Below are 14297 nucleotides of genomic sequence, written 5' to 3' on the forward strand. Positions count from 1 at the left end.
GTCAGAGGAGATCCAGCACGTCGTCGACGACGCCCTCTCGGGCGAACAGTACGAGGTGGTCGTTCTCCTCGACGACGGTGTCGCCGCGGGGGACGACGAACTCCCCGCCGCGAGTGATCGCGCCGATAACGACGCCCTCGGGGAAGTCACGAACCGCCTCGCTGATGGGGCGGCCCGTGAGGGAGCTATCGGCCCCGATCTCGAGTTCCATCACCTCGGCAGTGCCCGATTCGAGGATCGCGACGTTCTCGGCACGGCGCTCCCTGGTGAACCGGGTTATCTCTTCGGCAGTCACTTCACGTGGGTTCACGGCGACGTCGACACCCACTGCCTCGAACAGGTCGACGTACTGCGCCTCGTCGACGACGGCGACCGTTCGCTCGACTCCGACGCGTTTGGCGATGAGTGCCGCCAGGAGCGTCTTCTCGTCGCTGTCGAGTGTCGCCACGACGATGTCGGCCTCGGCGACGTGTTCCCGTTCGAGGAAGTCGAGATCCGTCGCGTCGTGTTCCATCACCGTGGTCCTCGGCAACTGCTCTGCGATCGTTCGGGCCCGGTCCGGGTCCGACTCGAACAGCCGTGGCCCGATGTCCCGCTCCTCGAGCAACCGCGCCACCTGATACCCGATGGAACTGCCGCCGACGATGACGACGTCCCGGGATGCCTCGACGGTCTCTTCGGCAGTCACGGCGGTCGCGAACTGTCGAACGGTTTCTGGATTCCCGATTACGACCACCCGGTCACCCGCTTCGATTACGTCTTCGCCGCTCGGGATGATCGCTTCGTCGTCGCGAACGATTGCGGCGAACGTCAGGCCGTCGTACTGGTCGGCCTGTTGGATGGTTCGACTGGTGAGGGGGCCACCTGTGGGCACTTCGAATTCGGCCATCTGCACGCGACCGCCCGCGAAGGGGTCCACGTCCTTCGCGGTCGGAAGCCCGATAAGACGGACGATCGACTGCGCGGTGAGGAGGTCGGTACAGACCATGAAGTCCACTCCGAAGGCGGTATGGGACCGCTGCCAGGTCTCGAGATAGGCGAGTTTCTGGACTCTGGCGATGGTGAACGCATCGGAGATGGTCTTGATCGTCCCGCTGATGGCCAGATTCGTCTCGTCCGAGTCAGTACTGGCGATGACGATATCTGCCTTCGCCGCATCCGCCTCCTCGAGAACGTCGAGTGAGGTCCCGTCGCCGTGGATGGGGAGGACGTCGTACTCGTAGGTGAGCGCGTCGACCCGCTCTCGATCGGTGTCGACGACGACCACCTCGTGTGAGCCCGACAGACTGGCGGCGATCGACGAACCGACGTCGCCGGCACCGATGACGAGTAATCGCATGTCTTGACCACCTGTTCGTACGATGGAATCCTGACTGCCGGAGCACAAAAGCGTTAAGACATGCGGACGGACATCGAGCAGTCTTCAACCCGCACTGGCGGCCCGAACTGCGGAGTCCGGGACCGTTAACACCCCGGCGCCCTTCGTTCCCGATATGACCGACGACGCCATTCTCGATCACGTTATGCTTCGCGTCGAAGACCTGGAGACCGCCCTCGAGTGGTACACTGGCCACCTCGGGTACGAGGAGACGGGTCGCTGGGAGGCGGAGACGTTCACCAACGTCTATCTCGCCCCGAGCGACGGCCACGAGCAGGGCGCGAAACTCGAGTTGACCTACAACCACGACGACCGAACCTACGATATGGGCGACGCCTGGGGGCACATCGCCGTCCGCGTCCCTGACGGCGAACTCGAACGGGTCTACGACGAACTGATCGAGGACGGGGTCGACGAGTATCGACCGCCATCGGAGAACCCCGGCTACGCGTTCGTGAAAGATCCCGACGGCCACGAGATCGAACTGGTCCAGCGCGATCACGGCGCCCTGTTCAGCATCGATCACACCATGCTCCGCGTCGAAGACGCGGACGAGTCCATCGGCTACTGGACGCGGAAGTTCGGGTACGAACACACCGGCCGCTGGGAGTCAGACACCTTCGCGAACTACTACATGAAACCCGCGGGAGCACCCCCGGAGGCCATGGCAGTCGAACTCACCTACAACTACGACGGGCGGACCTACGATATGGGCGACGCGTGGGGCCACCTCGCGGTACGGGCGACTGACCTCGGCGAGTACTGGGAGCAGTTGCAGACCCGAGGCGCCCCCGACTACCGCGACCCCGAATCCTGTGACTGGAACTACGCGTTCACGAAAGACCCCGACGGCCACGAGATCGAGATCGTCGAGCGCTGAGGCGGCCGCCGGGAGACGCTGGCTACCCAGTGGTAGGTGCTGTCACTATTTCGGGCGTACATACACATTGATAAAGCCTCCACGGAAATATCCGGCAATGACCGATAGAGCGATATCTTCCCCGATTGCCGTCGCATTGATGGTGATGTTCACGCTCGTTCTGGTCGTCCTGATCGGTGCGTTGACGATCTGACCGACCGTTCCCGTTTCCCGACGTGACCATTGCCGTGCGCCGTGTCAATACGACGACGGCCCTCACGGAAACAGTGAAACCGTTCGTCGGACAATAGCACTTCATGGCACTCACCGGTGAGTCGACGATTCTGGTTCCGGTCGACGTTTCGACCGTGGAACCGCCCGATAGCGGGGTGCTGGAACTCCTCCAACCGGTCAACGTCGTGGTGCTCGGGTGGTACCCGGTCCCCAAGCAGACCGCCCCGGCCCACCTCAAAGCAGACCACGAATCGGAAGCGGCAGCGAGACTGGCGACTGTCGTGGACCAGTTTGCGGCCACCGACCACGAGGTGGAGAGCGTCCTGGTCTTCACGAAGGACCGGCGGGACAGCATCGACCGCGTGGCAGACCAGTACGACTGCGATGCGGTGCTCATGCCCGGCGAGGGTGGACCGATCGACCGCCTCCTCGTACCACTTCGCGGCGACGTGAACCTGGAGCGGATCGTGACCCTGGTCGGCGAACTCGTCAGGGCGAGCGACGCCTCCGTCACCTTCTTTCACGCCGTTGAGCCCGACGCCGATCCGAGCCAGGGGGAGTTCGTCCTCCGTGGGGCGGCCGACCGTCTCTCCGAAGAGGGCGTCGAACGTGACCGGATCGAATGGACGCTTTCGGAGCGTGACGAACCGAGGGCGGATATCGTCTCCCTCGCTTCGGAGCACGATCTAGTCATCCTCGGGGAGACCGAACCCTCGTTGCGCGAGCGCATCATCGGCGCCGTCCTGTCACCGATCCTCGACGAGATAGCGATTCCGGCCATCATCGTCAGGGACATCGACTGACCGAACGATGACGAGGAAATACGCTCGAGGGCCATGACGGGAGAGCTGGAGGGGCAACTCGAACGGAACATCGGGTTCCTCGAGGCGATGACGCTTGGTGGCGGGACGATGATCGGCGCGGGGATATTCATCCTTCCGGGTATCGCTGCCGAGAACGCCGGACCGGCCAGTTCGGTGTCGTTCCTGATCGGCGGATTCGTCGCGTTACTCGCGGCCCTCTCCCTCTCCGAACTCGCGACCGGCATGCCCATCGCCGGCGGCAGCTACCACTACGTGAACCGGGCACTCGGCGGGTTCTTCGGCAGCATCGTCGGGTGGGGGATGTGGACCGGGCTGATGTTCGCGAGCGCCTTCTACATGATCGGATTCGGCCAGTACCTCGTCGGCCCGATGCCGTTTCTCGATGGTCGGGCACTCGTGGTCCTCGTCGGTCTCGTGGGCCTGTCGTTGATCGTGGGGGTGAACTACTACGGCACCGAGGAGTCGAGCCAGCTCCAGAACGTGATGATCGGGACGGAGACGGCCATCGTCCTCGTCTACGTCCTCGTCGGCCTGTTTTTCGTGGATACCGCGAACCTGGAGCCGTTCGCCCCGACGGGACCGAGCGGGATCATCGCCACGACCGGTATCGTCTTCGTCTCCTTCCTCGGCTTCGAGATCATCGCCACCGTCGCTGGCGAGGTGAAAGAGCCGAGTCGGAACATCCCGAAGTCCATGCTCCTCTCGGTCGTGCTCGTCACCATCCTGTACGCGCTGGTGATGATCGTCAGTACCGGCGTCATTCCCTACGAATCGCTCGGTGATTCGCTCGTCCCGGTCTCCGACGTCGCCGTGGTCTTCCTGGGTGCCGGCGGCGTTGTGGCCATCGTCGCGGCGGCGGCGATCGCCGCCATCTCGAGTTCGAACTCCTCGATACTCGCGGCCGCTCGGGTCAACTTCGCGATGGGGCGCGACGACCTCATGAGCGACCGGCTGAACGTGACACACCCACGGTTCGGGACGCCACATCGGGCCATCGTCGCCACCGGTGTCCTGACCGGCCTCCTCGTGACCGTCGGCCTGGTTGTCGAGACCATCGTCGCACTGCTGGCCGAGGTCGCGAGTTTCAGCTTCCTGGTCTCGTACTCGCTGGTCCACGTCTCGCTGGTCGTCTTTCGACGGGCAGACCCGGACGTGTACGACCCCTCGTTTCGAATCCCCGATTTCCTGTATCCGGCCGTCCCGATACTGGGCGTCCTGTTGTCGGTCCTCGTCATCACGCAGATGGCGACGACCATCATCCTGCTCGGGCTCGGTATCGTCGGTCTCGGGATGGCCTGGTACGTCGTCTACGTCAGAGACCACGCCCTCGACACCGGATTGCTATCGGAGGCACTCGCCGGAGAAATCGAGGACGGCTACCGCGTCGTCGTCCCCATCGCGAATCCGGCGACCCAGACGGACCTGCTCCGACTGGCGGCGGCCACGGCCCAGGCCCACACCGACGAGGCCACGCCCGAGCTGGTAGCTGTCAACGTTCTTCAGGTCGACGACCCATCCCCCGGGCAGAACGTCGAGGCGGAGCGCCTCGAACACCAGCACGACCTCCTCGAAGCGGCCCTGACGGTGGCAGCCGACCTGGACGTTTCGTTGCGAACACGGGCACTGACCGGGAGCCATGTCGACGAGGCGATTCTGGAGACGCTCGTCGAGGAAGACGCCGACCAGGTGCTACTGGGCTGGAGCGGCGAGTTGGTCCGCGATGGCTACGTGTTCGGTCCCAACCTGGACGCCGTCGTCGAACGAGCGCCGTGCGAGGTTTCGCTCGTGACGCTCCACGACGAGACCGTCGGAACGCCGGTGGCACTCGCGGGACCGGGGCCACACTCGCAGGTCGCCGCCAGCCGAGCGGTCGAATTCGCGACCGTCGACGACTCCGTCCCGACACTGCTCTCCGTCCAACCGACGACGACCGATGGGGACGGGGATCCGAAAGCCCGCGGGGCGGCAGTGATCGCCGACGTGGCCGATCGCGCCGGTCTCGACTCGTCCCAGTATCGGTCGGCTGTCGTGGTCGACGACGTCGAGGGGGCCATCCTCGACGCGGTGAGTCAGTACGACACCGTCTGCGTGGGTCTCTCGGAACGTAGCGACGCGGAACGGGTCAATTTCGGAACCATCGCCGAGCGGATCAGCCAGGAGGCGACTGGCAACGTCGCGATCGTTCGAGGAGCATACGACGCCACGGAATCCCCCCAGAGCCGGAGGGAAAACCGTCGGTAAGCGTCTCAAAAGGAGTCTGCGCTGAGTACGCGTTTGCTGCAGACTCAGGGGAACAGTCCGCGGTAGGCGTGGGCCGTGCCGATGCGCTGAATCGCGATGGCGTAGGCCGCCACGCGGAAGTCGGGGGTACCCAGTTCGTCGGCCCGTCGGATGACGTCGTCGAAGCCCTTCACGATCCGCCGTTCGAGGTCCTCGTTCACCTCCTCGAGCGTCCAGGCGTACTCCTGGGTGTTCTGGACCCACTCGAGGTAGGAGACGATGACGCCCCCGGAGTTCGCCAGGATGTCCGGAATGAGCGGGATGTTTCGTTCGCGCAGGACCCGATCTGCAGCCGGGGTGGTCGGGCCATTGGCCGCTTCGACGACGATCTCCGCCCGGAGGTCCTCGGCGACGTCGTCCGTGATGACGTCGGCGATGGCCGCCGGAATGAGGACGTCGACGTCGAGACGGAGGAGTTCGTCGTTACTGATCTCCTCTTCTGCGTCGTACGAATCGAGCATCCCGCCCGCGTCTGCGTGCTCGAAGACGGCTTCGACGTCGAGTCCATCGGGGTCGTAGATCGCGCCCGTGACGTCACTGACTGCGACGACGGTCGCTCCGAACTCCTCCAGGATCTTGGCGGTCCACGAACCCACGTTCCCGAACCCCTGGATCGCCACCGTGGTATCCTCGAGCGAGCCCTGAACGTGTTCGACGAACTCCCGCGTGATGATAGCCACGCCGCGACCGGTCGCCTCGATCCGGCCCGGGGTCCCGCCCAGTTCGAGGGGCTTCCCGGTGACGACCTCGGGGACCGGATATCCCTCGTACATCGAGTAGGTGTCCATGACCCACGCCATCTCGCGGGGACCGGTGTTCATATCGGGTGCCGGGATGTCCATCTCGGGCCCGATCATCCGACGAATACCCTCCGTATAGCGTCGTGTGACCCGCTTGATCTCGTCGCGGCTCAACTCCTTCGGGTCGACGACGACCCCGCCCTTCGCCCCGCCGTACTGCAGGTCCACGAGGGCCGTCTTGAGCGACATCAGTCCGGCCATCGCGATCACCTCTTCGACGGTCACGTCTGGGTGATATCTGATACCGCCCTTGTACGGACCGCGTGTGCTGTCGAACTGACACCGGAATCCCTCCACGATCTCCTCGCTCCCGTCATCGCGCAACAGGGGCACCCCGACGCGGAGTGTGCGTTCGGGATGTTTCATGCGGACGAATACGTTCTGTGGAACGTCTGTATACTCGTGGGCCCGGTCCATCATCGTCCGGAGATTCTCGAACGGGCCGCCGTCACTCATCGCCGATCCCCCCTTCCTCGTCCGGCGGTGATCTGGAACGGTCGGGTCCGGAACGGAGTCGGTACGGACTGGGCATCACCCATGGTCGATAATTATATTGTCTGCACCACAAGTGTTGCGCACCGTCTCACCGGCTGAAAAATTGTGTACGGTTAGCACGGTAACACGCCCCCAGACGTGATCACTGCCGCCAGAAGGAGGGGGTGAAGATGACCACCACCGAGAGGACCTCCAGCCGACCGATCCACATCAGGAAGACCATGTAGAGTTTCGCCCCGGCAGAGAACGGCAGGAAACTGTTCATCGGTCCGACGACGCCGAATCCCGGGCCGATGTTCCCCAGCGTGGCAATGGCGACACTCATCGCCTCCAGTCCGGACAGCGAGACGTCCGGCGTTCGGAGCGTGTCGAGGTAGAGGACCATCGTCGAGAACGCGAACAAGGCCACGAAGAACACGACGAATACGAACACGTCCCGGATGGTCTCCTCCTCGACGATGTCCTGGCGCAAGCGAATCGGTCTGACGACGTCGGGGTGGACGGACGTGAACAGTGACCGACCGATGGCTCGTTTCACGAGCACCCACCTGACGATCTTGATCGACCCGGCGGCGGACCCAGCGGAGCCACCGAGGAAGTACGCGAACAGCAAGATCGTCTGTGCGGACCCGTCCCACGTGTTGACGTCCATGCTGGCGTAGCCGGTCGTCGTCACGATTGCGATTACCTGGAAGAGCCCCTGTCTCAGGGCGTTCTCGAGGTTCCCGTGGATGACCGCGATGTTCGTCGGCGTCCCTGCGAGACCGACACCGGCAAAGAGGATTCCAGAAATAACGGTTCCGAATCCGACGACAGCGTACAGATACGACCGGAATTCGGGATTTTTCGTCAACCGGTTCGGCTCTCCCTGCAAGACGTACCAGAACAGGGCGAAGTTGGTCCCCGCGATGAGCATGAACGGCATCACCGCCCACTGGACCGCGGGCGAGAATGCCTCAATGCTCCGTGCCTGCGGCGAGAAGCCGCCGGTCGGTAACGTCGTGAGCGCGTGCGCGACGGCGTTGTAGAGATCCATCTTCGGCGCGAGACCACCCAGATGGAGGGCGTAATAGACGAGCACCGCGAGGACGGTGAACCCGGCGTAGATGCCCCAGAGCGCTCGGGCAGTCTCCTGGATTCTGGGCGTCAGTTTCTCGAGGGAGAGTCCCGGTGACTCGTTGTCGATGACCTGTGCCCCACCCACGGACAATTTCGGGAGAATGGCGACCATCAACACGAGGATCCCCATGCCACCGAGCCACTGGGTGAGTTGGCGCCACAGCAGCATGGCTCGACCATGCGTGCCGATCGAGATGTCGCCGAGGATCGTCGCGCCCGTCGTGGTGAACCCACTCATACTCTCGAACATGGCGTTGACGGGGGTGCCGACCGTCCCGGTTCCGGCCACGAGATAGGGGACCGTGCCAGCCATCGGGACGACCAGCCACGCGAGACTCACCAGCAAAAATGCCTCGCGATTGCCCAGTTCTCCATCACCCCGTAGCTGCTCCAGTAGGACGCCCCCACCGATCATGAGGACGCTCGCCGCGACGAACGGGACTGGATCTTCGTCGTAATAGAGCGCCAGGACGAGTGGGAACAGGGGAGTGACGCCGAGGAATTTGAGGACGCTCCCGACGTACGCCACGCTCAGCCGATAATCGACGTACGTACTCGGACTCGATACCATTCGATACTGCTTCCGTCGGCCGGGGGACTGATGGTCGTTTCGACACCAGGTAACCGGTTCGGAAGACCGGTGACAATCCGTTCTCGGCGGGGCCTCGGTCGGGAGGAGCGGGTCAACCGGGCTCACAGAGAATCGCAGGTCCGACCGAACACTTTTCTGGAAACGGGGAAGTTTGGGCGAAAGGGGGTAGAAGACGCCGTCCTCAACTACCCGTAGAAGTTCGAGTCGAACGTCAGAACAGCCGCCGTTCGACTGCCCGACGGAGTCGCCCCGGCTTACTGGCACCGTAGACGATGAGCGTCCCGTGTTCCGTTTCGTCCCTCGGGAGCTCCGAGAGGTGACCGAACAGTCTGTCCGTGAGATGACGCTGGGTCCCACTGACCACGAGAAGGTCGGAGTCCTCGACCGCCCGTTCGATCGCGTCGTCGGTGTCTGCCTCCACGATCCGGGTCTGGACCGGCGCGTCACACATTCCGACGAGCTCTGAGAGGTAGTCGTCGATCGTGTTCCGACGACTCTCGGGCGGGTCTGCGCCGATGGGGAAATAAAACGTCACGGTCGCACCGACGGCCGCGCCGAGGGCGCCTGCCAGACCGACCTTGGCCGGATCGAACGGTCCCTCGTCGGTGACGACGCCGATGTGTTCGACGGCGTCGTGATCCAGATTCGTGACCTCGACGACGTCGCAGGGGGCGTGATTCTCGATCCAGTCCGCATCGTTGTGGAGCAATGTGTCGTGACCGGTCGTGCGCTCGATGATCAGCGTATCGGCGCCAACCCGTTCGGCGTAGTTGACGATTGCATGCCGGGTGTCGTGGCTGACGATCTCTCCGTACCGCACCGGCATCTTCGAGTCCGTTGCACGGTCGGCCATTCGAGCTTCGAACGCCTGATCCGCCTCGGTGAGGGTATCTGACGACTGGGGAAGGGGCATCTGATCGGGCACCTCGTCGAACTGGGCGACGCGGATGCCGCCCTCGCGGGTTCGCGCCAGGTCGGTGGCAAGGTCGATCAGCGACCGCTCGACGTCGGACGCCGTCCGTTCGGTCACGGCGACGAGGACTTCGTGACCGTCGCTTTCGACCTCGGATTCGGTCTGCTCGACGACGTCCCGGCCCACCTGTCGGCGGACCGCGTCGGTCATCGCTCCCTCCCGACCGACCCCACCCCGACGGGCGACGAAGAAGTAATACCAGACCATCGAACCAGCCACGATGACGACGGCCCCGACCAGCGGGACGAAGCCAATGTACCGCAGGAGGACGACGCCACCCACGATTCCGACCAGTTGCGGAACCGGATAGAGCGGCGATTCGAAGCTCGGATCGTAGGCCTCGATCGACCCCTGGCGGAAGGCGATAAGCGCGACGTTGATCAGGATGAACACCATGATCTTGAAGGCACTGGCGAGTTTGGCGATGTCGTCGATGGGGACGAAGGCAATGAGGACGAGCAACACCCCACCCGTTATCGTGATCGCGTTCACCGGTGTCGCGAACCGTTCGCTGACCGCCTCGAAGACGTCGGGGGCGAGTCCGTCGCGGCTCATCGCGAACGGATATCGCGACGAGGAGAGGATGCCAGCGTTGGCGGTACTGATGAGCGCCAACAGCGCAGCGACGACGACCGCGGCGACTCCGATCGCTGGCAGTGCGTTGGTCGCCGCGACCTGCATCGGGGTGGCCGAGTTGGTCAGGGCGGTCTCGTTCGCGACACCGACCATGACGGTCACGATGGCCACGTAGATCGCGGCGGTGATGACGAGCGAGCCGAGGATCCCCAGTGGAAGATTGCGGTCGGGGTTCTCCACCTCCTCGGCGACGCTGGCGACCTTCGTGACGCCGGCGTAGGAGACGAAGACGAATCCGGTCGCAGCGAGGATGCCCTCGAATCCACTGTCGAAGAAGCCCTCGAAGCGGGCGCTCTCGACGCTCGGCGCACCGACGACGATAAACCAGACCATCACCGCCAGCATGATCGCGACGATAGCAATCTGCATCCGGCCGGTCTGCTTCGCGCCGACGACGTTCAAGATGATAAGGAGGACGGCGACGGTGAGCGCGACCGGCGTCACGGGGAGGTCGAACAGTAACACCAGGTAGGGTGCGCCGCCGACCAGCGCCAGCGCCCCCTTGAACGTCAGCGAGAACCACGCCCCCACGCCGGCGATGGTGCCGAACAGCGGGCCCATCGCCCGCTCGATGTACAGATAGGTCCCACCGGCCTCGGGCATCGCCGTCGCCATCTCGGACTTGCTCAGCGCCGCGGGGAGCACGAGCACGCCGGCCAGGAAGTAGGCGAACACCACCGCCGGCCCGGCCATTGTCATCGCCAACCCCGGCAGGATGAAGATGCCGCTGCCGACCATCGCGCCGATGCTGATGGCCGTCACCGACGGAAGTCCCAGGTCGCGCTCCAGTTCTTTCCCCATTACCGGGCGAGAAGTGCGAAACGCTCGTCGAATTCATTCAGTCCGTCGATAGCCGAAGCAACGGCTATTGACCATTCGTTCATATACTCGTGGGTAGGGTCCTGCGCCAATAAACGAAGGGATGACCTACGGAATCACCGGAACCCGTGTCGGCCGTTCGCAATGGAGCGATGGCGAGGCTGCCCGATCGAGTGGCGAGAGATAGATTCAGCGCAGACGAGTTGTTCTAAAAGGGAAATGGTCGGTGCCGACCCGGTCAGTCGCCGAACATCTGGCGCATCATCGGGTGCATCTCCATCATCTGCTCTTCGGCGATCTCCTCGTAGAGCTTGTAGGTGATGGAGATGGTGAGCAGGAGCCCCGTCCCACTCACCTGCCCGATCGTGCCCAGCATGTTGGCGAGGACGGCGAGCAGGCCGACGAGCGCCCCGCCGATGACCGTCACCTGCGGGATGTAGCGCTCCATGACCTTCTCGATGACCCCGACGTTCTGCCGGAATCCGGGGATCTGCATCCCGGAGTTCTGGATCTGCCGGGCCGTCGCGTCCGGCCCCATGTCGGCGGTCTCCACCCAGAAGATGGCGAAGATGGCGCCACCGACGATCATGAACGTCAGGTCGACCGAGACCCTGAGCAGGATCTGCCAGGGCTCGTTCGCCGTCTGACCGAGCCACCACATCCAGTCGCCCGGATTGTAGATGGGCGCGAGGTAGTAGAACAGACCGCCGACCGGATAGGCCTGTCCACCACTGACCGTGTACGCGCCCAGTATCGCCGGCATCGCATCTCCCATCTGGGAGTACAGGATGCGGCCGAGGAACTGGATGTTGGCCTGCAGCGCGCGAACGAGGATCATCGGCAGGACACTGGCGTAGATGAGCTTCACCGGGAAGCGACCGCGGGCGCCCTTCACACGAGCGTGACTGAGCGGGATCTCGACGCGAACGCTCTCCGCGTAGACTACCACGACGTAGATGATGACCGTCGTGATGATCGCCAGGACGCTCGCATCGAGGAGGAGCCAGACGATGCCGTCGGAGGTCAGCAGCGGCGGGATGGTGCCGGCCTGTCCCAGGAGGATATCGATCCACTGCGGGATGATCCCCTGTTGGCCGCCCTCGCCGCCCCAGTAGAAGAGCCCACCGACCAGGCTCTGGGAGACGCCGGCGATGATGAACAGCCCGATACCGGACCCGACGCCCCACTTGGAGACGACCTCGTCCATGTACAGGATGAGGACGCCGCCGATGAAGATCTGAAGGAAGATGATGAACTGGACCCCGGTGAGACCGACGCCCAGACTCGAAGCGAGTTGCTGACTCGGTGGGAGGAAGTTCCCCATGAAGACCATCGGCGCGGCCGTCAGGATCGTCATCACAATGACCAGGAGCTTCTGGAGACCCTGATAGAGCATCTGGTCCCGTGGATCCTGGGTGTCGAGTCCGAGCAGGTTCGCACCGCCGAGCAGCTGCAAGACGATGCTCGCGGTGACGATCGGACCGATGCCCACCTGCATCACCGTCCCCTGGCCACCTGCGAGAAGCGAGCGGAACTGACCGAACAGGTCGGATCCGCTCCCCTGGAGGCCCCAGAGGTTGATGTTCGTCAGGAAAAAGTACAGGATCAGGACGACGCCCGTCCACATGAGTTTGCGGCGGAACGGGACGTGGCCCTCCGGACGGGCCACACCGGGCATCCGCGTGAGGACGGGTTCAGCGGTCTCCTTCCATCCCATGGGTTATTCCTCGGATTCCTCGCGTGCGCGTTCGGAGACGATGGCGTCGCCACCGGCTTCTTCGATGAGCGCTGCGGCCGACTCGGTGAACGCGTCAGCTGTGACTTCGAGTTGTGAGCGCACCTGTCCGTCACCCAGCACCTTCACGACGTCGGCGTCGTGTCCGTCCTCGGCGACGTCCCGTGCGTCCAGGCGGTAGCCGTACTCCGTCTCCTCGGCGATACCGTCCTCGACGAGGAGCGCGATGTCCTCGTCGAGTTTCTGGACGGAGACCTCGACGGTCTCGGTCTGGGCTTTTTCCGGGCGTTTGAAGCCACTCTTCCCGAGCGGTTCGTAATTGTGGAACTCGTGTTTGTCGCGTCCCGCACGACCACGGCCACCGCGGTGCCCCGCACCGCGACGGTTCTTGTGCGTCCCGCCACCGTGGGTCCGCGAGCCGCGTTGTCGTCGTTTCTTACTGGTCATGATTATCGCATCGCGTTGAGGAGGTCGTCTATCTCCTCGGTAGTGTGTCTTCCGAGTTGACCCGACGTGGTCGCGGCGTGTTTGATACCGTCGTGGCCGCCACGTGGTGGGTGCAGTCGGAGCGTCGGCGAGAGACCCTGCTCTTTGAGGGTCGTCTCTTCGGCGATCAGCGCCGCCGCAAGGTCCTCGAAATCCTCGTAGTCCGTGTTCTCGGCGATCCACTCCTCGTCGACGTCGGCGATCCGGCCCTCGGCCGGTTCGGCACGTCGCTGGAGCAGCGTCACCAGCACGTCCTCACTGGGTTCACCGAAGGCCACGAAGTCGTGGACCTTGGTGAGCATCCCCTGGTAGGTGTCGCGCTCGGGAACGAGCGTACAGTGATTGACGCCGTGGACGTTGAGCATGTCGAGGGTGTCCTCGACGGCCTCGGACATGTTGACGTCGCCGCGGAGCTGGACGACCGCCTGCATCACTCGATCACCTCTCGGACGTCGATGGTGTGCTCGGGGATGCGAGCTTCGGTCGTGTGTTTCAGCGCGTTGAACGTCGCCTTCGCGAAGTTGACCGTGGTTCGGGTCTTCCCGGAACTACGCGTCCAGATGTCCTCGATACCGGCGAGGTCCAGGACGTGGCTCACGGTCTCCCCGGCCGCCAGGCCGAGCCCGCGGGGGGCGGGAATCAGTTCGACCTCGACGCTACCGGCCTTGCCGGTGGTGCGCAGCGCGACCGTGTGCGGACGGCCACAGCCACACTCCCACGACCCACAGCCGCGGGAAACGTCGATGATGTTCAGTTTCGCGATGTCGATCGCCTTCTGGATCGCGCCGCCGACCTGATCGTCCCGTCCCTCTGCGTAGCCGACGAAACCGTCGTGATTCCCGACGGCGACCACACAGCGGAACTTCACCCGGCGGCCGGAGTCGGTCATCCGCTGGACCATGTTGATGTCCAGGACTTCGTCGTCCAGGCCCGGGAGGAGAGTGTCGACGATCTCCGGTTCCTTCAGCGGGAGACCGGAGTCGAGGGCGGTCGACATGTCGTCGATCTCGCCCTCCTGCACGAGGCGACCCAGGCGTGTCTTCGGTTCCCAGGTGTCGTGGCTCATA

The 14297-nt window shown here is 64.0% G+C and carries 12 protein-coding genes; 4 read left to right on the top strand and 8 right to left on the bottom strand.

Going from position 1 to position 14297, the window contains the following annotated elements; all coding sequences use genetic code 11:
* Position 1 precedes the first annotated feature (1 nt).
* Entirely contained in the window at positions 2-1339 is a 1338-nt protein-coding gene (gene trkA / locus HSRCO_RS11770; protein ID WP_259517835.1) for a Trk system potassium transporter TrkA, read from the bottom strand.
* Positions 1340-1493: 154 nt separating this feature from the next.
* On the opposite strand from trkA, the gene HSRCO_RS11775 reads away from it, so the two are divergent.
* The 4 genes from HSRCO_RS11775 to HSRCO_RS11790 all read left to right on the top strand — a co-directional run bounded on the left by HSRCO_RS11775 (position 1494) and on the right by HSRCO_RS11790 (position 5536).
* On the top strand, positions 1494-2258 hold the full coding sequence (locus tag HSRCO_RS11775) for a VOC family protein (protein ID WP_259517836.1): 765 nt from the start codon (positions 1494-1496) through the stop codon (positions 2256-2258).
* Between the two features lie 97 nt (positions 2259-2355).
* Positions 2356-2451: an archaellin/type IV pilin N-terminal domain-containing protein gene (locus HSRCO_RS11780; RefSeq protein WP_259517837.1), complete on the top strand. Its 96-nt coding sequence runs from the start codon at positions 2356-2358 to the stop codon at positions 2449-2451.
* A gap of 103 nt (positions 2452-2554) precedes the next feature.
* Positions 2555-3274 (top strand): universal stress protein, encoded by a 720-nt coding sequence (locus tag HSRCO_RS11785; RefSeq protein ID WP_259517838.1) that lies wholly within the window; start codon positions 2555-2557, stop codon positions 3272-3274.
* Between the two features lie 33 nt (positions 3275-3307).
* Positions 3308-5536, top strand: a complete 2229-nt coding sequence (locus HSRCO_RS11790) for an amino acid permease (RefSeq protein WP_259517839.1) — start codon at positions 3308-3310, stop codon at positions 5534-5536.
* Between the two features lie 44 nt (positions 5537-5580).
* Here HSRCO_RS11790 and HSRCO_RS11795 read toward each other — a convergent pair whose 3' ends face one another.
* From HSRCO_RS11795 to HSRCO_RS11825, 7 genes are all read right to left on the bottom strand, one after another.
* The gene (locus HSRCO_RS11795; protein ID WP_259517840.1) at positions 5581-6831 is read right to left on the bottom strand and encodes a Glu/Leu/Phe/Val dehydrogenase; all 1251 of its coding nucleotides are present in this window, start codon (positions 6829-6831) and stop codon (positions 5581-5583) included.
* A gap of 181 nt (positions 6832-7012) precedes the next feature.
* Positions 7013-8560, bottom strand: coding sequence for a TrkH family potassium uptake protein (locus HSRCO_RS11800; protein WP_259517841.1), 1548 nt, complete (start codon positions 8558-8560; stop codon positions 7013-7015).
* A 232-nt stretch (positions 8561-8792) separates the two neighbouring features.
* Complete coding sequence (locus HSRCO_RS11805; protein ID WP_259517842.1) at positions 8793-10991, bottom strand: amino acid permease; 2199 nt, start codon at positions 10989-10991, stop codon at positions 8793-8795.
* 256 nt (positions 10992-11247) lie between these two features.
* Positions 11248-12726, bottom strand: coding sequence for a preprotein translocase subunit SecY (gene secY / locus HSRCO_RS11810; RefSeq protein WP_259517843.1), 1479 nt, complete (start codon positions 12724-12726; stop codon positions 11248-11250).
* A gap of 3 nt (positions 12727-12729) precedes the next feature.
* The gene (locus HSRCO_RS11815; RefSeq protein ID WP_259517844.1) at positions 12730-13191 is read right to left on the bottom strand and encodes an uL15m family ribosomal protein; all 462 of its coding nucleotides are present in this window, start codon (positions 13189-13191) and stop codon (positions 12730-12732) included.
* A gap of 2 nt (positions 13192-13193) precedes the next feature.
* Positions 13194-13661: a 50S ribosomal protein L30 gene (locus HSRCO_RS11820; protein WP_259517845.1), complete on the bottom strand. Its 468-nt coding sequence runs from the start codon at positions 13659-13661 to the stop codon at positions 13194-13196.
* Positions 13661-14296 (bottom strand): 30S ribosomal protein S5, encoded by a 636-nt coding sequence (locus tag HSRCO_RS11825; protein WP_259517846.1) that lies wholly within the window; start codon positions 14294-14296, stop codon positions 13661-13663. The genes HSRCO_RS11820 and HSRCO_RS11825 overlap by 1 nt, the downstream gene beginning before the upstream one ends.
* Between the last annotated feature and the right edge of the window lies 1 nt (position 14297).

It is taken from the genome of Halanaeroarchaeum sp. HSR-CO (assembly GCF_024972755.1).
Classification (GTDB): Archaea; Halobacteriota; Halobacteria; order Halobacteriales; family Halobacteriaceae; genus Halanaeroarchaeum.

Coding starts and splice junctions, on each gene's coding strand:
- HSRCO_RS11785 (WP_259517838.1), top strand. CDS start 2,555: ATGGCACTCACCGGTGAGTCGACGATTCTGGTTCCGGTCGACGTTTCG.
- HSRCO_RS11825 (WP_259517846.1), bottom strand. CDS start 14,296: ATGAGCCACGACACCTGGGAACCGAAGACACGCCTGGGTCGCCTCGTG.
- HSRCO_RS11775 (WP_259517836.1), top strand. CDS start 1,494: ATGACCGACGACGCCATTCTCGATCACGTTATGCTTCGCGTCGAAGAC.
- secY (WP_259517843.1), bottom strand. CDS start 12,726: ATGGGATGGAAGGAGACCGCTGAACCCGTCCTCACGCGGATGCCCGGT.
- HSRCO_RS11790 (WP_259517839.1), top strand. CDS start 3,308: ATGACGGGAGAGCTGGAGGGGCAACTCGAACGGAACATCGGGTTCCTC.
- HSRCO_RS11815 (WP_259517844.1), bottom strand. CDS start 13,191: ATGACCAGTAAGAAACGACGACAACGCGGCTCGCGGACCCACGGTGGC.
- HSRCO_RS11820 (WP_259517845.1), bottom strand. CDS start 13,661: ATGCAGGCGGTCGTCCAGCTCCGCGGCGACGTCAACATGTCCGAGGCC.
- HSRCO_RS11805 (WP_259517842.1), bottom strand. CDS start 10,991: ATGGGGAAAGAACTGGAGCGCGACCTGGGACTTCCGTCGGTGACGGCC.
- trkA (WP_259517835.1), bottom strand. CDS start 1,339: ATGCGATTACTCGTCATCGGTGCCGGCGACGTCGGTTCGTCGATCGCC.
- HSRCO_RS11795 (WP_259517840.1), bottom strand. CDS start 6,831: ATGAGTGACGGCGGCCCGTTCGAGAATCTCCGGACGATGATGGACCGG.
- HSRCO_RS11780 (WP_259517837.1), top strand. CDS start 2,356: ATGACCGATAGAGCGATATCTTCCCCGATTGCCGTCGCATTGATGGTG.
- HSRCO_RS11800 (WP_259517841.1), bottom strand. CDS start 8,560: ATGGTATCGAGTCCGAGTACGTACGTCGATTATCGGCTGAGCGTGGCG.